The 21,791-nt window shown below is 67.5% G+C and carries 14 protein-coding genes; 12 read left to right on the top strand and 2 right to left on the bottom strand.

Annotated features, from left to right (window positions below):
• Positions 1–11 precede the first annotated feature (11 nt).
• The gene (locus GO591_RS14490; RefSeq protein WP_157157467.1) at positions 12–941 is read right to left on the bottom strand and encodes an EamA family transporter; all 930 of its coding nucleotides are present in this window, start codon (positions 939–941) and stop codon (positions 12–14) included.
• A gap of 187 nt (positions 942–1,128) precedes the next feature.
• Here GO591_RS14490 and GO591_RS14485 point away from each other — a divergent pair, with 187 nt between their 5' ends.
• The 8 genes from GO591_RS14485 (at position 1,129) to GO591_RS14450 (ending at position 12,831) form a co-directional block, all read left to right on the top strand.
• Positions 1,129–5,148 (top strand): ExeM/NucH family extracellular endonuclease, encoded by a 4,020-nt coding sequence (locus tag GO591_RS14485; RefSeq protein ID WP_157157466.1) that lies wholly within the window; start codon positions 1,129–1,131, stop codon positions 5,146–5,148.
• A 154-nt stretch (positions 5,149–5,302) separates the two neighbouring features.
• The gene (gene cysK, locus GO591_RS14480) at positions 5,303–6,238 is read left to right on the top strand and encodes a cysteine synthase A (RefSeq protein WP_157157465.1); all 936 of its coding nucleotides are present in this window, start codon (positions 5,303–5,305) and stop codon (positions 6,236–6,238) included.
• Between the two features lie 4 nt (positions 6,239–6,242).
• Positions 6,243–6,752 carry a serine O-acetyltransferase gene (cysE, locus tag GO591_RS14475; protein WP_157157464.1) on the top strand — a complete coding sequence of 170 codons (510 nt, stop codon included), beginning with the start codon at positions 6,243–6,245 and terminating at the stop codon, positions 6,750–6,752.
• A gap of 47 nt (positions 6,753–6,799) precedes the next feature.
• Positions 6,800–8,713 carry a dipeptidyl-peptidase 5 gene (locus tag GO591_RS14470; protein WP_157157463.1) on the top strand — a complete coding sequence of 638 codons (1,914 nt, stop codon included), beginning with the start codon at positions 6,800–6,802 and terminating at the stop codon, positions 8,711–8,713.
• 47 nt (positions 8,714–8,760) lie between these two features.
• Positions 8,761–10,578 carry a DNA helicase RecQ gene (gene recQ, locus GO591_RS14465; protein WP_157157462.1) on the top strand — a complete coding sequence of 606 codons (1,818 nt, stop codon included), beginning with the start codon at positions 8,761–8,763 and terminating at the stop codon, positions 10,576–10,578.
• A 52-nt stretch (positions 10,579–10,630) separates the two neighbouring features.
• Positions 10,631–11,158: a GNAT family N-acetyltransferase gene (locus GO591_RS14460; protein ID WP_198295487.1), complete on the top strand. Its 528-nt coding sequence runs from the start codon at positions 10,631–10,633 to the stop codon at positions 11,156–11,158.
• A 94-nt stretch (positions 11,159–11,252) separates the two neighbouring features.
• Positions 11,253–11,963 carry a lysophospholipid acyltransferase family protein gene (locus GO591_RS14455; protein ID WP_232466196.1) on the top strand — a complete coding sequence of 237 codons (711 nt, stop codon included), beginning with the start codon at positions 11,253–11,255 and terminating at the stop codon, positions 11,961–11,963.
• A 91-nt stretch (positions 11,964–12,054) separates the two neighbouring features.
• Positions 12,055–12,831 (top strand): PIG-L deacetylase family protein, encoded by a 777-nt coding sequence (locus GO591_RS14450; protein ID WP_157157459.1) that lies wholly within the window; start codon positions 12,055–12,057, stop codon positions 12,829–12,831.
• Between the two features lie 6 nt (positions 12,832–12,837).
• Here GO591_RS14450 and pdxR read toward each other — a convergent pair whose 3' ends face one another.
• Positions 12,838–14,235, bottom strand: a complete 1,398-nt coding sequence (gene pdxR / locus GO591_RS14445; RefSeq protein ID WP_232466195.1) for a MocR-like pyridoxine biosynthesis transcription factor PdxR — start codon at positions 14,233–14,235, stop codon at positions 12,838–12,840.
• Positions 14,236–14,301: 66 nt separating this feature from the next.
• On the opposite strand from pdxR, the gene GO591_RS14440 reads away from it, so the two are divergent.
• The 4 genes from GO591_RS14440 to GO591_RS14425 all read left to right on the top strand — a co-directional run bounded on the left by GO591_RS14440 (position 14,302) and on the right by GO591_RS14425 (position 21,786).
• Positions 14,302–14,985 carry a pyridoxamine 5'-phosphate oxidase family protein gene (locus GO591_RS14440; RefSeq protein WP_157157458.1) on the top strand — a complete coding sequence of 228 codons (684 nt, stop codon included), beginning with the start codon at positions 14,302–14,304 and terminating at the stop codon, positions 14,983–14,985.
• Between the two features lie 3 nt (positions 14,986–14,988).
• The gene (gene ypfJ, locus GO591_RS14435; RefSeq protein WP_157157457.1) at positions 14,989–15,855 is read left to right on the top strand and encodes a KPN_02809 family neutral zinc metallopeptidase; all 867 of its coding nucleotides are present in this window, start codon (positions 14,989–14,991) and stop codon (positions 15,853–15,855) included.
• Positions 15,856–15,888: 33 nt separating this feature from the next.
• Complete coding sequence (locus tag GO591_RS14430) at positions 15,889–16,050, top strand: hypothetical protein (protein ID WP_157157456.1); 162 nt, start codon at positions 15,889–15,891, stop codon at positions 16,048–16,050.
• 156 nt (positions 16,051–16,206) lie between these two features.
• Positions 16,207–21,786, top strand: coding sequence for a DUF4082 domain-containing protein (locus GO591_RS14425; protein ID WP_157157455.1), 5,580 nt, complete (start codon positions 16,207–16,209; stop codon positions 21,784–21,786).
• The last annotated feature ends 5 nt before the right edge of the window (positions 21,787–21,791 follow it).

The following is a 21,791-nucleotide window of genomic DNA, read 5'->3' as shown; positions in this document are numbered from 1 at the left end:
GCCCACCCGCACTACGCCAGCGCGAGCATCCCCGCCGCAGCGAGCGCGAGCACCAGGCCAATGATCTGCACGGGCGTGATCCGCTCTCGCAGCACGATCGCCGCGAGCAGGATGGTGCCCGCCGGATACATCGCCGTGAGCACGCTCATCACGGTGAGCTCACCCAGCCGCAATCCGACCAGCAGCAGCGCGTTCGCGATGGCGTCGACCACGCCGCAGGCGAGCGCGAACTTCAAACCGGGCAGCCAGCGACCGCCCCCTGACCGCAAGTCGCGCACCGCCAGCGACTCACCCTCAGTCGCCGACGTGCGGGCGCCCAACGCTGCCCTGGCGCGCGACCGGCGCAGCGCAACGACAGCGAGAACGGCGACGGCCGCGAACATCGACACACTGTTGACCAGGCGGTTCACCACGAGCGGCACGAGCCCCGAGTCATCCGGAGTCGCGTCGATGATGATCAGGAACGCTCCGATCAGGGTTCCGGATGCCACCGCCATCCCCAGTCCGCGCGGGGTCGGCCGCACCGCTCCTCGCTCGGGCACGAAGCCGACCAGGACGACGGCGACCAGCGCCAGCGCGAGCGCCCAGTAGCCGACCGGGCGCAATGCCTCGCCCTGCAGAAGCCCCCAGGTCATCGGCACGATCGCCGAGACGACCGCGGTCAACGGCGACAGGATGCTCATCGGGCCGATCGCCAGGCACGCATAAAGCAGCGCGATCGCGGCCGCCCCGGTGATGCCCGAGAGGGCGCCGAGCAGCACCGCCTCCGTCGACCAGGCGCCACCGACCACCGGCAGCGCCACGAGCAGGACGACGAAACCGGTCGCGCCCGCCACGGCGGTCACCCGCAACGCGCTGATCCGCTTCGACCCCAGCCCGCCGAGAAAGTCGGCGGCGCCGAACAGCAGCGCGCCCGTCAGGCCGAAGATCGCGGTGAGCACCCGAACACGTTAGCGAACCCGGCGCACCCTACGCCGAATGTGACCGCCGGGTGGCCAGAACGTGACGATTCTGTGCTGGCTCTAGTCATATTTGTAGCTGACTCCTAGGCTACGGATCACCCCCACGCGGGTGGCCCCCTTTGGGGTGCCTCCGCAGCTCGGTTCCACCTCATAAGGGAGACACTTGATGCGAACACCCCAACTCGAGCCCCGGCGCCCCGCGCGGCGGCTCATCGGCGTGGCGGCCGTCGCCACTGCCACGCTGGCCATCACCGGGCTGACAGTCCCGGCGGCATACGCCGCAACCCCGACCCACAGCATCGCTGATGTTCAGGGCTCCGCTGCCACCACCCCGATCGCTGGCCAGACCGTCACGGTCGAGGGCATCGTCACCGCGGATTACCGCGGTGTCAGCGGCTATCGCGGCATCGTCGTTCAGAGCGAGGGCGCGGATGTCACGCCCGGCGTCTCCGACGCACTTTTCGTCTTCCTCGGCAGCAAGAACCCCGCCGGCATCGCCATCGGTGACAAGGTGACCGTCACCGGCACCGCGGGTGAGAACTTCGACCAGACCCAGATCAACGCGAGTGGCGCGACCGGCGTCGTGGAACTCGTGGCCGCGGGCGTCGGCGTCCCCGCCGCTACCCCGCTACCCGACAGCGTTGTCGGCAGCGACCGCGAGCCGTACGAGAACATGCTGGTCAGCCCGACCGGTGACTACCGCGTCATCTCCAGCCACAACCTGTTCAGCTTCGGCGAACTGTGGCTCGACCCGGGCGAGTTGCCGGTTAAGAGCACCGAGACCACGGATGCCGGACCCGACGCGAACGCGATCGCCGCAGCCAACCGGGCGAGCCGCATCCTGCTCGATGACGGCTACAGCATCCGCGTCGACAACGCGCAGCACCCCGGCACCCAGCCGTACTTCACCGCCGACACGGTGGTGCGAAACGGCGACCGGGTCGACTTCCCCGAGGCCGGGTACATCCTCGCCTGGGGCTTCAACGAGTGGCGCCTGCAGCCCACCACGCCGATCAATGACGCCAGCCCCGCGTCGGCCAAGCCGACGTTCGAGATGCTGAACCCGCGTCCGGAGGCCGCTCCCGAGGTCGGCGGAGACTTCAGCGTCGCTGCCTTCAACGTCTTCAACTACTTCACGACCCTGACGAGCCAGAACTCGCAGGCCCGCGGAGCCGACACCGCCGCCGACTTCGCCATTCAGAAGTCGAAGATCATCGCGGCCATCAACGGTCTCGATGCCGACGTTGTCGCGCTTCAGGAGATCGAGAACTCGGTCAAGCTCGGTGAGACCGTCGACGAGGCCCTCGCCGACCTGGTCGCCGGCCTGAACGCGGCCGCAGGGGCGGGCACGTGGGATTACGTGCGCACACCGGCTGCGCTGCAGGATGCCGCGATCACCGACTTCATCACGAACGCGATCATCTTCAAGCCGGCCGCCGTCACCCCCAGCGGTGCCAGCCTCACGCAGGTCGACGAGACCGTGTGGGACATCGCCCGTGAGCCGCTCGCGCAGGCGTTCACCGCGAACAGCAGCGGCAAGGTGTTCAGCGTCGTCGCCAACCACTTCAAGTCCAAGGGTGGCGGCACCGGTGCCGAGCCCGCCGACGGTCAGGGCTTCTTCAACGCCGAGCGCGTCGAGCAGGCGAACAGCCTGCTGGCCTTCGTGAACGACACGGTGATTCCGGCCAGCGGCAGCGAGGACGTCTTCCTGATCGGCGACTTCAACGCCTACGCCGAGGAAGACCCGGCCCAGGTGTTCACCTCGGCCGGTTACGTCGACCTGGTTCCGGCGAAGACCGACGGCCAGTACACCTACACGTTCGACGGCGAGCTGGGCTCGCTTGACCACGTGTTCGCGAGTGCGTCCGTGGCGGCATCCGTCACCGGCGTCGGTGTCTGGAACATCAACTCCCCCGAGTGGGGCGACCGCGGCTACGAGTTCGACGCCGCCGAGGCGGGAACCGTGTTCCGGTCAAGCGACCACGACCCGATCAAGGTCGGCGTCAGCGCCGAGGTTGCGCCGGTGGAGATCGAGATCCTCACGGTGAACGACTTCCACGGTCGCCTCGAGTTCGTCGCAGGCAACCCGCCGATTCCCGGCGCCGCCCAGATGGGCGGAATGGTCGACTTCTGGGAAGCCCAGAACCCGAACACGACGTTCGTCGGAGCCGGTGACATGATCGGCGCGTCCACTTTCACCTCGTTCATCCAGAACGACCGGCCGACCATCGACGCCCTGAACGCCATGGGCTTCGACGGCTCGTCGTTCGGTAACCACGAGTTCGACCAGGGCCGTGCCGACGTGGATGACCGCATCCTCGACGCCGCCGACTGGCCGTACGTTGCGGCGAACCTGTACGACCGCGCAACCGGTGCTCCCGCCTACGACGAGTACTTCCTGCAGGAGTTCCAGGGCGTGAGCGTCGGCTTCATCGGCGCCGTGACCGAGGCGCTGCCGGAGCTGGTCAGCCCGGCCGGCATCGCTACGCTCGAGGTGCGCTCGATCATCGACGAGGTCAACCGGGTCGCCGATTACCTCAGCGACGGCAACGCCGCGAATGGTGAAGCCGACGTGCTGGTGCTGCTGGTGCACGAGGGCGCGGCCACTCCGGCGATCGAGAGCTCGACGGATGACTCGGCCTTCGGCCAGATCGTGATGGGGATCGACCCCGAGATCTCGGCGATCGTCTCCGGTCACACGCATCTCGCGTACGACCACGAAGTGACCGTGCCCGGCATGGACCGGCCGCGTCTGGTCCTTTCGGCTGGTCAGTACGGCTCGTTCTACGGGCACATGGACCTGACGGTCGACCCGATCACCAAGGAACTGGTGAGCTTCACCGCCGAGGTGCTGCCGCTGTCCGGTTTCACCCCCGACGCGGAGGTGGCGGCCATCGTCGCCGATGCAGTGGCGGTGGCGAAGGAACTCGGTTCGGTGAAGGTCGGTGAGATCACCGACAACTTCTACCGCGCGGTGCAGAACCCGACCGCGACCAACCCGTTCCCCGAGAACCGCGGTGGAGAGTCGACGCTCGGCAACTTCGTCGCCGACGTCCAGCTCTGGGCTGCCCAGGAACTCGGTGCACAGATCGCGCTGATGAACCCGGGCGGGCTGCGGGCCGACCTGGTCTATGCCTCTTCCGGGCCGAGCGATCCGGACGGCAACGTCACCTACGCGGAGGCGGCGAACGTTCAGCCGTTCGCCAACACACTGACCACGCTGACGCTCACCGGCGCCCAGCTGAAGCAGGTGTTCGAAGAGCAGTGGCAGCCTGCCGGTGCGCAGCGGCCGTTCCTCAAGCTCGCCGTTTCTGAGGGTCTCGAGTACACCTACGACCCGACGTCGCCAGTCGGATCGCGGATCACCGCGATCTACCTGAACGGCGAACTGGTCGAGGCTGCGGACACCTTCACGGTGGTGGCGAACTCGTTCCTCGCAGCGGGTGGAGACAACTTCTTCACCCTGGCTGAGGGCACCAACCGGGCCGACAGCGGACGCATCGACCTGCAGAGCATGGTCGACTACTTCAAGGCCAACCCGGTGGCGACCCCGTCGTTCGAGCAGCGCGCCGTCGGCGTGCACGTCTCGGCGCCGGATGCCGATGGCTACAGCGCCGGCGACCAGGTCACCCTCGACCTGTCCTCGCTGCTGCTGAGCCGTGGCGGCCCGACGACCGGCACCGTCGAGGTGCTCGCGGGCAGCACGGTGCTCGGCTCGGCAACGATCGACGGCACCATCGTCGACACCACCGACGAGCAGGGCCGCGCGCAGGTCCAGGTAACGATCCCGGCGGATGCGGCGGAGGGCACACTCGTGCTCACCATCCGTGTCGTCGAGACCGGAACCTCGATCGACGTGCCGCTGCAGATCGTCTCCAACCTGGAGGAGATCGCCAACACCAAGGCGCCGAAGATCACCGGCGACGCCCGGGTAGGCAAGACGCTCAAGGTCAACGAGGGCAACTGGAGCGTCGAGAAGCCGAAGTTCGGCTACCAGTGGCTGCGCGACGGTCAGCCGATCGACGGCGCCACCGGCGAGAGCTACAAGCTGACGCAGGCGGACGCAGGTCACCAGATCAGCGTCGAAGTCACCGCTAGTGCCTCGGGCTTCGCTCCCGGCACCGCGACCACCAAGAAGGTCGAGGTGAACGCACCGGTCGGCATTTTCGGCTGGCTGTTCAGCTAACCACACACGAGAAGGGGCGTCCGCTAGCGCGGGCGCCCCTTTTCGATGCTCACAGCTCGCGCCCCAGACGCCAGCAGCACCCCAGCGGTAACACCCGCGGAATACCTTTACGGTTGAGGGAGTTTGCTCTCTCTGATCCCTACCTTGGAGAAAAATGTCTCGCGTCTACTCGTCGATCACTGATGTCGTCGGCAACACCCCGCTCGTTCGCCTGAACCGCGTCACCGAGGGGGCCGGCGCGACCGTGCTCGCCAAGCTGGAGTTCTACAACCCTTCCGCGAGCGTCAAGGACCGCATCGGTGTCGCGATCGTCGACGCCGCCGAGCAGTCCGGTGAGCTGAAGCCCGGCGGCACCATCGTCGAGGGCACCAGCGGCAACACCGGCATCGCGTTGGCCATGGTCGGCGCAGCCCGCGGGTACCGGGTCATCCTGACCATGCCCGAGACCATGAGCGCCGAGCGCAAGATGCTGCTGCGCGCCTTCGGCGCCGAACTCGTGCTCACCCCCGGACCGGACGGCATGCGCGGGGCGGTCGAGAAGGCGAATGAGATCGTCGCGGCGACGCCGGGTGCGATCCTCGCCAAGCAGTTCGCGAACCAGGCGAACCCCGCGATTCACAAGGCGACCACGGGTGAGGAGATCTGGGCCGACACGGATGGCGAGGTCGACATCCTCGTCGCCGGCATCGGCACCGGCGGAACCATCACCGGCGCCGGCCAGCTGCTCAAGGAGCGCAAGCCCGGCGTGCAGGTGATCGCGGTGGAGCCCGAGGAATCCCCGATCCTGAACGGCGGCCAGCCCGGACCGCACAAGATCCAGGGCATCGGCGCCAACTTCGTGCCCGAGGTGCTCGACACGACCGTGTACGACGAGGTCATCGACGTGAACATCGCCGACTCGGTGGGCACCGCCCGTCGACTCGCCACCGAGGAAGGCATCCTCGCCGGCATCTCGTCCGGAGCCGCCGTGCACGCGGCACTGCAGGTCGCCAACCGGCCGGAGAACGCCGGCAAGACCATCGTGGTGATCATCCCGAGCTTCGGAGAGCGGTACCTGTCGACGGTGCTGTACGAGAACCTTCAGGACTAACCGAGTGTCGGTCCGCGAAGACATTCGCGCGGCGCAGCGCCTCGATCCGGCCGCGCGCGGCGCGTTCGAGATCTGGCTCACCTATTCCGGGCTGCACGCTATCTGGGGATACCGCTTTGCTCACCGGCTCTGGCTTCGCCGCTGGAAGTTCCTCGCCCGCGTGGTGTCGCAGTTCGTGCGGTTCCTCACAGGCGTGGAGATCCACCCCGGGGCGCGCATCGGTCGCCGGCTGTTCATTGACCACGGCATGGGGGTCGTGATCGGCGAGACCGCGGTGATCGGCGACGACGTGCTGATTTATCACGGGGTCACCCTCGGCGGTAAGGGCGGCGAACATGGGCGGCGGCATCCGACCATCGGGGATCGGGTTGTCGTGGGTGCCGGGGCGACCGTGCTCGGCGACGTCGTGATCGGCGCCGACAGCGTCGTGGCCGCCGCAGCCGTCGTGCTGCGCTCGGCGCCACCGAACTCGCTCGTGGCGGGAGTCCCGGCGAAACACCGCCCGCGCGACTAGGCCCTCCGCTGGTCAACGGAACAGGCGAACCCCATAGGCTGAATCGCATGAGCATCGTCGCCCCCTACGGATCCTGGGTCTCACCGATTTCCGCCGCAGACCTGGTCTCCAGCGGGCACCCGGTGTCGGGCGGATGCTTCGTGGGCGACGACATCTGGTGGCTCGAAGCGCGCCCCGAGGAAGCCGGCCGCCTCGCCGTGCGCCGCATGGAGAACGGCGAACCGACGGACGTGCTGCTTGCGCCGTGGAACGCCCGCACGCGCGTGCACGAGTACGGCGGCGGCGCATGGACGACGACCGAAGACGGCACGCTGGTCTTCGCCGAGTACTCCGACCAGCGGCTGTACCGGCTCGACCCCGGTGCGACCGAGCCCGTGCCGCTCACCCCCGCCGACCAGGGCATGCGGTTCGCCGAACTCAGCATTCGCGGCTCCGAGGTGATCGCGGTGCGCGAGACGCACGGCGAAGAACGAGTCGCCCGCGACATTGTCGCCGTGCCGCTGGACGGGTCCGCGCAGGCGGAGGCCGGCGGCATCCGCTCCATTGTCGGCGGCTCGCGTTTCCTTGCCTACCCGCGGATCTCCCCCGACGGCAACCGCATCGCCTGGATCGCCTGGCAGCACCCGCAGATGCCATGGGACGGCACCGAACTGCGCGTCGGCGACCTCGAGGACGGTGTGGTCACGACCTGGCGGCTGCTGATCGGCGGCAAGTCCGAATCGGTGCTGCAGCCGGAATGGGTCGGCAACGACGCGCTGTACGCCATCAGCGACCGCTCCGGCTGGTGGAACCTCTACCGCATCGACGCGGGCGGGCTCACCACCGCACTGCACCCGATCGAGGCCGACATGGGCGGTGCGCTCTGGCAGCTCGGTGCGCGCTGGTACTCGATCCTGGATGACGGCAGCCTGCTGAGCGTGCGCACCCACGGCACTGACCGCCTCGCCGTGCTGGAGTTCTCGACGGGCGAGTTCCGCGATATCGACCTGCCGTTCGCCAGCATCACCCTCGGCGGGGTCAACGGGAACCGTCTGCTCACCGTGTGCGGCGGGCCAGAGCACGCGGCAGGCCTGCGCGAGGTGTGGCTCACCGACGGCGGGGTCCGCGACATCCGGCTGGCGGTCGATGAACTGCCGGATGCCGATTACCTGCCGACGGCGGAACCGTCCGAGTTCGGCGGGGTGCCCGTCGTCGTCTACCGGCCGCGAAACCCCGAGTACACCGCTCCCGATGGCGAGTTGCCCCCGTTCGTCGCCTTCGTGCACGGCGGTCCGACCGCGCATGTCGCGCCCAGCCTGAGCCTGTCCACCGCCTACTTCACCTCCAGGGGAATCGGCGTGGTCGAAGTGAACTACGGAGGCTCCACCGGCTTCGGGCGGGCCTGGCGCGACCGGCTCAAGGGGCAGTGGGGCGTGGTCGATGTCGCGGACACCGTGGGGGCCATCCGCGCACTCGCTGACGCCGGCATCGCCGACCCGGCCCGGCTCGCGATTCGCGGCGGCTCGGCGGGTGGGCTGACGGTGCTCGCCGCGCTCGAGGAATCGGATGTCTTCGCCTGCGGTACCTCTTATTACGGTGTCGCCGACCTCGCGGCGCTGGCCGCCGACACGCACGACTTCGAAGCCCGCTATCTGGACGGGCTCGTCGGCCCACTGCCCGAGGCGACCGAGGTGTATCGCGACCGGTCGCCGCTTGGCCACGTGGACCGGTTGTCGACGCCGGTGCTGCTGCTGCAGGGCCTCGATGACCCGGTGGTGCCGCCCTCGCAGTCCGAGACGTTGCGTAACGCGCTGGTGGCAGGTGGCGTCCCGCATGCGTATGTCGGGTACGAGGGGGAGTCGCACGGCTTCCGCAAGGCGGAGACCATCATCCACGCAGCGCAGGCCGAACTGTCCTTCTACGGCCAGGTGATGGGCTTCGAGCCGCCGGGCACCCCCGAACTGGAGCTCTGGCGCCCGTAATCCACACCCGCAGCATCTGGTCGGATGTCGCGGCTAGCCTTGATCGCATGACCCGCACCGCCCTGTCCGTACTCGAGACGACGTTCGGGTACGGCTCATTCCGCGGGCAGCAGGCCGAGATCATCGACCAGGTCATCGGCGGCGGCGATGCGCTCGTTCTCATGCCCACCGGCGGGGGCAAGTCGCTGTGCTACCAGATCCCGGCGCTCGTCCGCGATGGTTGCGGCGTGGTCATCTCGCCGCTCATCGCGCTCATGCAGGACCAGGTCGACGCGCTCGCCGCGGTGGGCGCGCGGGCAGCATTCCTGAACTCAACCCAGGGGCTTGACGAGCGGCGCGCGGTCGAGCAGGCGTTCCTGGCCGGCGAGCTCGACTTTCTCTACCTCGCCCCGGAACGGCTCAACCTCGAGTCCACCGTGAACCTGCTTGACCGGGGCAAGGTCGCCCTGTTCGCGATCGACGAGGCGCACTGTGTCGCCCAGTGGGGCCACGACTTCCGTCCCGACTACCTCTCGCTGTCGATGCTGCACGAACGCTGGCCGACCGTGCCGCGGGTCGCGCTGACCGCAACCGCGACCGAGACCACGCACAAAGAGATCACCGCCCGGCTGCAGCTCGGCGAGGCGCGGCACTTCGTGTCGAGCTTCGACCGTCCGAACATCCAGTACCGGATCGTGCCGAAGCAGCAACCGAACCAGCAGTTGCTCAGCCTGATCCGCTCCGAGCACGACGGTGACGCGGGCATCGTCTACTGCCTGTCCCGGGCATCCGTCGAGAAGACCGCCCAGTTCCTTGTCGAGAACGGCATCCCGGCGTTGCCGTACCACGCCGGTTTGCCGGCCAACGTGCGGGCGGCGAACCAGGCCCGGTTCCTGCGCGAGGACGGCCTGGTCATGGTCGCCACCATTGCGTTCGGGATGGGCATCGACAAGCCTGACGTGCGTTTCGTCGCGCACCTGGACCTGCCCAAGAGCGTCGAGGGCTACTACCAGGAGACCGGTCGCGCCGGCCGCGATGGTCTGCCATCGACGGCGTGGCTCGCCTACGGGCTGCAGGACGTGGTGCAGCAGCGGCGGATGATCGCCGATGGCGAAGGAGACGCCGCCCGCAAGCGGCAGCTCAGCAGGCACCTCGACGCGATGCTCGCACTGTGCGAGACCATCGAGTGCCGCCGGATGCAGCTACTCAACTATTTCGGCGAGGACTCCTCTCCGTGCGGCAACTGCGACACCTGCCTGCAACCGGTCGAGGGCTGGGACGGCACGATCGCCGCGCAGAAACTGCTGTCCACGGTGGTGCGGCTGAAGCGCGAGCGGAACCAGCAGTTCGGCGCCGGCCACATCATCGACATCCTGCTCGGCAAGCAGACCGATCGGGTCACCCAGCAGCGGCACGACGGCCTCGCCACCTTCGGCATCGGGCAAGACATCCCCGAGAGCGAATGGCGCGGTGTCGTCCGGCAGTTGCTCGCGCAAGGGCTGCTCACGGTTTCCGCCGACGGCTACGGCACGCTGGTGATCAGTGAAGCCAGCGGCGCGGTGCTGAGCGGCGCTCGCACAGTGCGACTGCGCAAGGAAGTGGCGCGACCGGCTCGGGCGCAGAAGCGGACGGTCGCGGCTGACCTGCCCGCCGCGGCATCCGACCTGTTCGAGCAGTTGCGCGCCTGGCGCGCCGGCGTCGCCCGGGAACAGGGCGTGCCGGCCTACGTCGTCTTCGGTGACGCCACGCTGCGGGGCATCGCTGTGACCCGCCCGACCTCCCTTGACGAGTTGGGGACGATCAGCGGAGTCGGCGCCAAGAAGCTCGAAACCTACGGCGACGCGGTGCTCGGGATCGTCGCGGGCGTGGCCGCCGCAGTGCCGTAATCGCGAGACCGAGTCACTCGTGCCGATGTCCGCCCGCGATACCGTGGTTCACGTGATCACGACGGAGCGACTCCTTCTTCGACGCTGGACAGCGTCAGACCTCGAGCCATTTGCCGCGCTGAACGCGGATCCGGAAGTGATGCGGTACTTTCCGATGGCGTTGACGGCCTCCGAAAGCGACGCGATGGTGGAACGGATCGAAGCCCGCTTCGAGTCGGAAGGCTTCGGGTTCTGGGCGGTCGAGCGGGAGGGCAAGTTCCTGGGATTCACCGGCCTCAGCCGGCCGAAGTTCGATGCGCACTTCACGCCCGTGGTCGAAGTCGGCTGGCGATTCGCCCGCTCGGCGTGGGGCAACGGCTTCGCTACCGAGGCGGCGCGCGCAGCGCTGACGTTCGGCTTCGAGACACTCGGGCTCGACGAGATCGTGGCGTTCACGACCGTGACGAACGAACCCTCGCGGGCGGTGATGCGGCGAATCGGAATGACGCATAATCCAGCCGACGACTTCGACCACCCGTTGCTGCCCGGGCATCCGCTGCAGCGTCATGTCCTCTACCGGATGCGACAGCCCATCAGCTAACTGCGGCGGCCGCGCGCCCCTCCGCTGGTCGATCGCCAGAGGCGAGCGCGTCTATGCCGCTCCAGGAATAGACGACTCAATAAACTCGGGAGTCGTGCTCAAGTTCCTCGCGCGCCTGCTGCTCGCCCCACTCGCCCGCCTGATCTGGCGACCCCGGATCATCGGCCGGGCGAATGTGCCGAAGCATGGCGCAGTGATCCTCGCGAGCAACCACCTGTCCTTCATCGACAGCATCGTGATCACGCTGGTCGCCCCGCGCTCGGTGTCCTTCCTCGCCAAGGCCGAATACTTCACCGGTCGCGGTTTCAAGGGATGGCTGTCACGGAACTTCTTCAGCGGCATCGGCGCGGTTCCCGTCGTCCGCGGAGCCGGAGCCGCCGCCCAGGAGTCACTCGACGCTGGCCTCGGCATCCTCGACGAGGGAAACGCATTCGCCATCTACCCGGAGGGCACCCGTTCGCTCGATGGCCGGCTGTACCGCGGTCGCACCGGCGTCGCCTGGCTGGCGCTGACCGCAGGCGTACCGGTCGTGCCGGTGGCGCTGACCGGAACCGAGCAGTTGCAGCCGGTGGGCTCCCGCCGGGTGCGCCTGCATCGCATCAGCGTCGAGTTCGGCATTCCGATCGACGTCAGCAAGCACGGCGAGGCGAGGTCCGGTCGCGCCCGCCGGCATGCGACCGACGAGATCATGGCGGCGATCGCGCGGATGTCCGAGCAGGAACTGGCGCACGCCTACAACGAGCCACCACCGGCCACCATCGGCGAGAAGGTCCGCAGGGTCTTCCGTCGCCCGGGCGCTATCTAGGGCAATGCCTTAATCATCTAGGTTGGTCATGTTCCGCTCACGTCACCGGTGACGCAGCGCCGACCCGGTTCGAGGAAGGTCGGTCGCGCCCGTGTCAGCCATCGTCGCTCGCATCCGCCGGCTCGCCCGTGCCGCCATTATCCGGCGGGCACGCGACGTCACCGCTGAGTCGGCGGGCCGATCGGCGCTGGTCATCGCCCCACACCCCGACGATGAAACGCTCGGTTGCGGCGCGACCATTCTCCGCAGGCGCGCGACCGGGATGAGCGTCATGATCGTGATCGTCACGGACGGCCGGCATTCGCACCGGAGCACCGCGATGAGCCCGGACGAGCTCGCTGAGATTCGGCGCGACGAGATGCGGGTCGCCGCCGAGCGGCTCGGGCTGGAAGCCGGCGCGGTGCGATGGCTCGACATCGAAGACGGAACCGTCGCGGTTCATGAGGACCGCCTGGTTGGACTCCTCGGCGACCTGATTGATGAGTTCCAGCCCGACGACGTCTTCGCCACGTGCGCCGATGAACCGCATCCCGACCACGCGGCGGTCGGGCGGGCGGCACGGCGCGCAGTGGCCGGAGCCAGGACGTGTGCCCTCTTTGAGTATCCGGTGTGGATGTGGCGCTCCTGGCCGCTCCAGCCTGGCCATCGACTGGGATCCCTCGTCGATGCCGTGGCAGCTGTGCTCGGCCGGCGCGCGGTAGTGGTCGAGGCCGCCGACTTCGTCTCGACGAAGCTGCACGCGCTCGATGCCCATCGCTCGCAGGTCGCCCGGCCGTCGTGGGTTTCTGACGGTGAGCATTGGGATGTCCTTCCCCAAGCGGTGATGGAGGCAGCGGGGGAGCCGGTTGAGGTGTTCTTCCGGCGGTGACTGGAATCAGCCAGAGCGCGATTCCGACTCGAGCAACTCGGCCTCGATCACCCCGAGCGCGCGGTCCAGTTCAAGATCCGTCACTGCGCCGTAGCCGAGCACGAAACCCTCCGCCTTCCCATCCAGGTCATAGTCGGCCAGCTCGGCGACGAGCACGCCGCGCTCGGTGATGCGCTGCACGATCGCGGCGGCATCCGGCGTGTGCACGACCGCATGCAAACCGCCATCCAGCGCGCCGAGCCGGATGCCGGGCAGCGCACCCAGTTTCTCGATGACCAGCGCGCGCCGGTGCGCGTACTCCCGTCGCCGCCGACTGATGTGCCGGGCGAGCGCACCGGAGCCGAGGTAGCGCGCCATCATCGATTGCACCGTCCCGGCGACCGGCCCGCCAAGCACCTCACGCAGCCGCAGCAGCTCCTCTCGCACCTCGCCGCGAGCAACCAGATAGCCCACGCGGAGTCCAGGGCTCAGCACCTTCGACAGCGTGCCGACCAGCACCACGCTGTTCGCACGGTCGAGTGAGGCCAGGGCGGGAAGCGGCAGCGAATCATGCCGGAACTCACTGTCGTAATCGTCCTCGATGATCACGGCACCGGATGCCTCGGCCCACGCCAGCAGCTGCAAGCGCTGCTGCACCGGCAGTCGCCCGCCGCACGGATACTGATGACTCGGCGTGACGAGCACGGCGTCGGGAGCAGGATCGGCGGCTTCCAACGCGTCCACCGAGAGACCATCGGCGGTGATACCGATCGGCAGCAACCGGGCCCCGGTGGCCACGAGCACGCGGTAGCCGGTGCGGTATCCAGGGTTCTCAACCGCCAGCAGCGGCTCGCCGCTTCGCCCCCGCAGCGCCAGGCCGATCAGCAGCAGGGCGTCGGAGGTGCCTGCCGTCACGATGACATCGTCCGGATCGCAGCTGAGGCCGCGCGCCCGCCGCAGGTGGTCGGCGATCGCCCGGCGAAGCTCATCGGCGCCGGCCGCCGGCGGCGCGGAGGAGCCGGGATCGGCGGCTGCAGCCTCGCGCCAGGCCGCCCGCCAGGCCGGATCGGCGATGCCGCGGCTGCTCGGGTGCCCCGGAGTGAGGTCGATCACCGGTGCGGCGTCCGCCGCCCTCGTAGCGACCGGCGCAGAAGCGGGCATGGTGCCGGGTGCCGGCAGCGTCCGCACCCGGGTGGCCGCGCCGGGTCGCGACTCAAGATAGCCCTCACCGCTGAGCTGGTCGTACGCGGCGGTGACCGTGCCCCGCGACAATCCGAGACTGGTTGCCAGTGCGCGACTGGAGGGCACCGGCTCGCCCGAGCGCAGCAGCCCAGCATGCACGGCATCTCGCAAGGCGGTGGCGAGCTGAGCCACGAGCGACTCGGAGCCCGCACGGTCAAGCGTGATCGGAAGGTCCAGCATCATCTGGACCATTCAAAGCTGCATGAACTGGCACTAGTCATAGTCCAGTCTTATCAGCACGCTGGGAGGATGAGCACTATCCCGACCACTTCCCGCACCAGCATCCGCCGCCTCCCCGAACGCCAGCAGACCGACCGGGAGCAGATCTATGCCGCACTGGACGCCGGCCTGGTCGCCCACGTCGCCGTCGTCCGTGACGGCTATCCGGTGGTGCTGCCGGTCGGATACGGCCGATCGGGCGATGATCTCTTCATCCACGGCTCCACCGGTTCCGGCATCTTCCGCGAGATCGCCGACGGGCGTCCGGTGGCGGTGTGCGTCACCCATCTCGACGGACTCGTCTTTGCCAGGTCGACTTTCGACAGCTCGATGAACTACCGCAGTGTCGTCGTACTCGGCCGCGCCGAGAAGCTCGAGCACGCAGAGAAGAGCGCCGCACTCGAGGTGATCGTCGACAACCTGATGCCCGGCCGCCGCGAGGAGGTGCGCCCGATCACCAAGCGGGAGCTGGCGGCGACCCTGGTCCTGCGCATCCCGTTGACCGAGGCCAGCATGAAGGTGCGGGCGAAGGGCGCATCCGAGGAGGCCGACGACGGCGAAGACCGCTCTGTCTGGGCCGGCGTGCTGCCTATCCTGCGGGTCGCCGGCGAGCCGGAAAGCTCCGGACTGACTCCGGCGACGGTGACCGTGCCTGCCTCAGTTCGGCAGGCTGCCGCGAAGGTGGAAGGGGTGCTCGCCGGGAGTACCGTCTGACCCATGACGTTCGATGACAACGCGAATCTCGGCGGAAATCGGGTCAGCCACCGGGGGCGAAACACTGGGTTGGCGGTCGGCGGCGGCGGGATCGGCGTGGTGGCCCTAGTGCTGCTCTCGCAACTGCTCGGCGTGGATCTGACCGGCATCCTCGGCGGCGGTTCCGGCGGGCAGCCCACCGGGACCGCGATCGAGGACTGCGACACCGGGGCTGACGCGAACGCGCGGACTGAGTGCCGGATGGAGGGCGCAGCGCTCTCGCTCGACGCCTTCTGGGCGAACGAGCTTGGCGCGGAGTACACGGAGCCCCCGTTCGCGCTCTTCGACCAAGCAACGACGACGGGCTGCGGCAATGCCACCAGCGCGGTCGGCCCGTTTTACTGCCCCGCCGACCAGACCGTGTACATCGACCTCTCCTTCTACAACGACCTGCAGAACCGGTTCGGAGCCGAAGGCGGGCCGCTCGCCGAGATGTACGTCGTCGCGCATGAGTGGGGACACCACATCCAGAACATCACCGGCATCATGGGCCAGGCCCAGCGCGGTGACACCGGGCCCGCATCCGACGCGGTGCGCCTCGAGCTGCAGGCAGACTGCTTCGCGGGCGCCTGGGCAGGGGAAGCCTCAACGACCGAGGATGCCTCCGGGCAGCCATTCCTGAAGCCGATCACCCAGGACCAGGTCGCCCAGGCGCTGGACGCGGCATCCGTCATCGGTGACGACCGCATCCAGGAGCAGACGCAGGGTCAGGTGAATCCGGAATCCTGGACGCACGGCTCCAGCGAGAGCAGGCAGAAGTGGTTCAGAGCCGGCTTCGAGAACGGCACCGGCGCGTGCGACACGTTCGCCGCGCCCGCTGACCAGCTCTAGCCCGACGCTGCCCGGGGCCGCTAACGTTCGGGTATGGCGCAACTGGGCGAGCTCATGGCGATCGTCGTCCCCGTCCTGTTCTGGATCGTTGGCGGCGCCATCGGCTTGCTGATCTTCTACACGGTGGTGCGAGCGGCGGTGCGCCGCGCTCTCCGCGATCACCAGGAATGGCTCGAAGACCGCGGCTTGCGGTGAGCTAGCACAAGTCAGCTATTGACCCTCGCAGACACGCTGGCTTAGTGTTTGCACACCCGATACCGGCGTTCCCTGACGCCGACACGACGCGGCTTACCCCCGCGTAGCACCCCCTTTTCTTGCCGCGTAGTTCCTGTAACCCGAATGCAGGCTCACATGGTTGAAGCGTCAGTGGACCCGCGCGACGCCCCGTTGCGTCGCCGTGTTGCCGGTTTCGCGAGCCTGCTCGCGACGAGCGCGCTCGTGCTCACCTCGCTGACGGTGCTTGGCCCCGCTTCGATCGCTTCGGCAGCTGAGCCGTGCGGGGCGGGCGGAAACAAGATCTCCTGCGAGAACAGCCAACCCGGCACGGACCCGGCAATCTGGGATATCCGAGGCGCAGGTGACCCCAGCATCCAAGGCTTCGCGACTGACATCAGCGTGAACATCGGCAGTCGCGTCGATTTCAAGATCGATACGGATGCCGCTGACTACACGATCGACATCTACCGCACCGGTTGGTATCAGGGCCTGGGTGCGCGCTACATCACATCGGTTGAGCCGTCAGCAGCGCTACCGCAGATGCAACCGGAATGCATCAGCGACCAGGCGACCGAACTCTACGACTGCGGCACCTGGGGGGTGTCTGCCTCGTGGAGCGTCCCGAGCAACGCCGTCTCCGGCGTCTACATCGCTCATCTGCTTCGGACCGACAACGGTGACGAGAGCCACATCACCTTCATCGTTCGCGATGACAGCAGCACTTCAGACATCTTGTTCCAGACATCCGATCCGACCTGGCATGCCTATAACAGCTACGGCGGCTCTGACTTCTACCAAGGGGCCGCCAACGGGCGCGCGTACAAGATCAGCTACAACCGGCCGTTCGCCACCCGAAATGGCGACACCCAGCGGGACTTCTATTTCTCCAGCGAGTACGCCCTGGTCCGCTTCCTCGAACGCAACGGCTATGACGTCAGTTACGCAAGTGGGGTGGACACGGATCGGTTCGGCGGCCACCTGCTGAACCACGACGTCTTCCTGTCTGTCGGTCACGACGAGTACTGGTCCGGTGCACAGCGACGGAACATCGAGGCCGCTCGGGACGCGGGCGTGAATCTGCAGTTCCTGACAGGCAATGAAGGGTACTGGCGCACACGTTATGAGCCTGCGGCGTCCTCGGATCGCGCGGCCTATCGGACGCTTGTGTCGTACAAAGAGACCTGGTCGAACTCGAAGATCGACCCCTCGACTGAGTGGACGGGAACCTGGCGTGACCCCCGGTTCGCTCCCCAGAGTTCGGGGGCAGGGACGCCAGAGAATGCCCTCACCGGCACGATGTACATGGTCAACCACGATGACCTTCCGGTCACCGTCAGCGCTCAGGAAGGCAAGCTGCGCCTCTGGCGAAACACCAGCCTGGCCTCGATGGCTGCCGGGACGTCAGCCGAGTTGGCTCCCCACACGGTGGGGTACGAGTCCAATGAGGACATCGACAACGGCTTCCGACCGCAGGGTCTCATCCACCTGTCCACCACAACCGGTCCCACTCCGCAGTACCTGCTGGATTATGGAAACACCGTGGAGCCGGGGTCCACGACTCATAACCTGACCCTGTATCGGGCTGCCAGCGGGGCCCTTGTCTTTTCGTCGGCCAGCGTGCAGTGGTCGTGGGGTCTCGACGACTTTCATGATGGCGATGGCGCACCCCCGGATCCGCGAATGCAGCAAGCGCAGGTCAATGTCCTCGCCGACATGGGTGCGCAGCCGGCCACGCTGATGGCCGGGCTTGTCCAGGCTTCTGCGAGCACGGACAGTGCCGCGCCGACGGCAAGTGTGGTTTCACCCGTCAATGGCGCATCGATCGCCAACGGTGCGCAAGTCACCGTTACCGGCACGGCGAATGATGCCGGCGGACGGGTGGCGGGCGTCGAAGTGTCCACCGATGGTGGTGCGACCTGGCGGCTGGCCGAGGGCACGACGAACTGGAGCTATACGTACGTTCAATCCGGCTTGGGAGCCGCCGCGCTGATGGCGCGCGCGATCGATGACAGTGCCAACTATCCGTCGACGCCCACCAGCGTGAGCCTTACGGTGACGGGTCCGGCGAGCGCGCTCGGAACGGAAGTTCCCGCAACGGTCGACTCGGGCGATCGCTCCGCAGTTGAGCTCGGACTGCAGTTCTCGCCAGAGGCCGACGGTTACGTCGCAGGCGTGCGTTTCTACAAGAGCGAGCTCAACACCGGCAACCACGTCGGAACCCTGTGGGACGCCGCGGGTAGCGCTCTCGGGTCCGTCGCGTTCACTTCGGAGTCGGCAGCCGGCTGGCAGACCGCCTACTTCACCGAAGCGGTGCCCGTTTTGGCGGGACAGGTCTACACCGTGTCGTACAGCGCACCCGCGGGCCACTATTCCGTGAGCCCGCGCTACTGGCCGTACGCCGCCCGATCATCGTCACCCATCACCATCGCACCCGGATATCAAGGCGCGACAGCCGGTGTATACGGCAACCTGGGCCAGTTCCCTGCAAATCGGTACGACGGGTCGAACTACTTCGTGGATGTCGTCTTCGATACCTCTGACCGGACGCCGTTGATCGCCGTGGAACAGTGGCCCGCCCCCGGCGCGACCGCAGTAGTGCCATCGACGGCCATCACCGCTCGATTCACGACGCAGGTTGACCCGTCCTCGGTCGCCGTGACCATGCGAGATGGACTCGGCTCCGCCGTCAGCGGCGCAACGAGCTACGACCCCGATGCGCGAATCGTGACGTTCACGCCGGCCGGCGCGCTGGCCACGGGAAGCACCTACTTCGTGCAACTGGCTGCGACCAGCATTGGAGGAGAGCCGCTCGTCGAGGGGGCGGGCTGGTCGTTCACCACGGCGACCACCGACGTCAGTGCGAGCTGCCCATGCTCGTTGTTCCAGGGCAACGAGGTGCCCGGGATCCTCGAGGTCGGCGATCGGGCATCGGTCGAGCTTGGCGTGAAGTTCACCCCGCAGACCAGCGGTTCGATCATGGGGCTGAAGTATTACAAGAGTGCGGGCAATGTCGGCACACACGTCGGCACTCTGTGGGCAGCCGATGGGCGGCAGCTCGCCTCAGCGACCTTCACCGGTGAGACGACCAGCGGCTGGCAGACGGTCTACTTCAGTACGCCCGTCGATGTTCGAGCCGGGTCGACCTATGTCGCGTCTTACCGGGCCACCGCCGGCAGCTACTCGGCAACCTTGAGTGCCTTCGCGAGCCCCTACACCAGCGGGCCGCTCAGGGTTCCCGCTTCGGGTGGTGCCTACACGTACGGCACCGGGTTCCCCGCATCGAGTTCAACAACCAACTACTTCGTCGATGTGATCTTCGTCACCGACCCTGATGACCCGTCGGCAATCATGACGACGTCGACCACGCCGGTGTCGGGCGCCACCGATGTGCCCCTGGCCTCGCAGATCAGCGCGGTGCTCTCGGGCGCGCCGCAGGGAGCCGAACCGACCATCACGGTGTCGAACACCGACGGTCCGGTTTCGGGGACGGCGACCTGGGACGCCACGTCCAAGACAATCAGTTTTGCGCCGGGCAGCCCGCTCGAGCCAGGCACGGTTTACCAGGCACGGGTGCAAGTCGGTGCCGCCACGATCGTCGGCGGACAATGGTCTTTCCTCACCACCGATTACGTGCCGCAGCTCGGGGACTACTCGCTGTTCGCTGGTGAGCTACCCGCCACAGTGACAGTGCCCGAAAGCGCGCCGGTCGAACTGGGCACGGCTTTCTCGGTGGCCGAGCCAGGAGCGGTCACGGCGATCCGCTTCTACAAAGGGCCAGGCAACACCGGAACCCACGTCGGGTCGCTCTGGTCGTCGACCGGAGAGCGGATGGCTCAAGTCACGTTCACGGGTGAGACCGCTCAGGGTTGGCAGACCGCGGCACTCGCGACGCCGGTCATGCTCAATCCCGGAGTCAGGTACGTCGTTTCCTACCACGCGCCGAACGGCTACTACTCCTACAGCGGCGGATACTTCACGACGCAGCACACCAACGGTCCCCTCACAGCGGACACCGTCGCCAACGGCCGGTACCGGTATGGCGGCGGCGGAGTGATGCCGGAGGCATCCTGGAATGCTTCCAACTACTTCGTGGACGTGGTGTTCTCGACGAGCTACGTGCCGCCTGCTGCCTTGCCGTCGGTGACGGCGAGTAGTCCCACGCCGGGTCAAGCGCCGGTGCAGCCCACCACCGCGGTGAGCGCGACGCTGGGCGCCGAACCTCCCGCCGAGCCGACGATTCGGCTGCAGGCCGGCACTGCAGCGGTCGATGGATCGAGCAGCTACGACCCGACGACCCGGACCGTGACCTTCACCCCGGCGGCACCACTTCCTTACGGGACCGATTTCACCGCGACAGTGCTGATCGATGGCCGCATGCCGACCGGCGGCGGCTGGAGCTTCACGACCGTCGCCGCACCCCTGCCAACCGGCGTCTACTCGTTGCTGGATGGAACCCTGCCACGGTTCGCGTCGGCTTCGGACTCGTCATCCATCGAACTCGGCATGGCCTTCACCACGAACCAGCCGGGAACGGTGACCGCGATCCGCTTCTACAAGGGGCTGGGCAACGGAGGAACGCATGTCGGCACGATCTGGTCCGCCGCGGGATCGCCGCTCGCCCGGGTCACCTTCACGGGAGAGACGAACGCCGGCTGGCAGACCGCTGCCCTGGCGACACCGCTAGCGTTGACCCCCGGCGAGCGCTACATCGTCTCCTATTACGCTCCGCAAGGCACCTACTCGGCGACCCCCGACTACTTCTCAACCGCGAGAACCAACGGGCCGCTCAGCGCGGAGACTGCCGCGAATGGGCGCTTTCTCTACGGGACCGGCGGGTACCCGACCGAGAGCTGGAATGCGACCAACTACTTCGTTGACGTGCTGTTCCAGCCGGACGCCGTGGTGCCACCCCCGCCGCCACCGGACCCCGAGCCGGAACCCGAACCTACGCCTGTGCCGATTGTGACCGGTGGTAGCCCAGCCGACGGCGCTTCGGATATTGCCCCGACCACCAGCGTGAGCGCGCAGGTCAGCAACGTCTCGGAGCAGCCGACCTTTACCCTGACCGGGTCGGCCGGTGCCGTTGTCGGCGCAACCACATGGGATGAGACGACCAGCACGCTGACATTCACACCGACGGACCCGTTGGCGTGGGCCACCCGATACACGGCAACGATCACAGTCGGCCAAACCGTTCTGAGCGGCGGCACCTGGTCGTTCACGACCGCGATTGCTCCGCCCACCGTTGATGTCGTCTCGTTGTTCGGCACCGACGCCATCCCTCAGCACCCAGCGTGGGACGACCCCAGAGCCGTGCAATTCGGCACCCGGTTTACGGCCAGTGCCGCCGGTGAGGTCCTCGGCATCCGTTTCTACAAGGGCGCAGCCAACACCGGCGTGCACACCGGATCTCTGTGGAGCACCGACGGCACCCGGGTGGCTCAAGTGGCCTTCACCGATGAGAGCCCTAGTGGCTGGCAGCTCGCGATGCTGCCGGAATCGGTCCGTCTCGAGGTTGGCCGGGAATACCGCGTGACGGTCCACAGCTCAACCGGCAGGTACGCCGTGGACCTGAACGGACTGCAGGACCCACGGGTCAGTGGACCGTTGTCCACACCAGCCACCGGCGGAACGTACGTCTATGGCACCGACTACCCAACCGACCTCACCGCACACAACTTCTGGGTTGATGTGCTCTTCGCCATCGATCCGTGACACCT

The organism is Diaminobutyricimonas sp. LJ205, assembly GCF_009755725.1.
In the GTDB taxonomy this organism is placed as follows: Bacteria; Actinomycetota; Actinomycetes; order Actinomycetales; family Microbacteriaceae; genus Ruicaihuangia.
The sequence above is the reverse complement of the archived record's forward strand: the minus strand, read 5'-3'. Positions and strand labels throughout refer to the sequence as shown.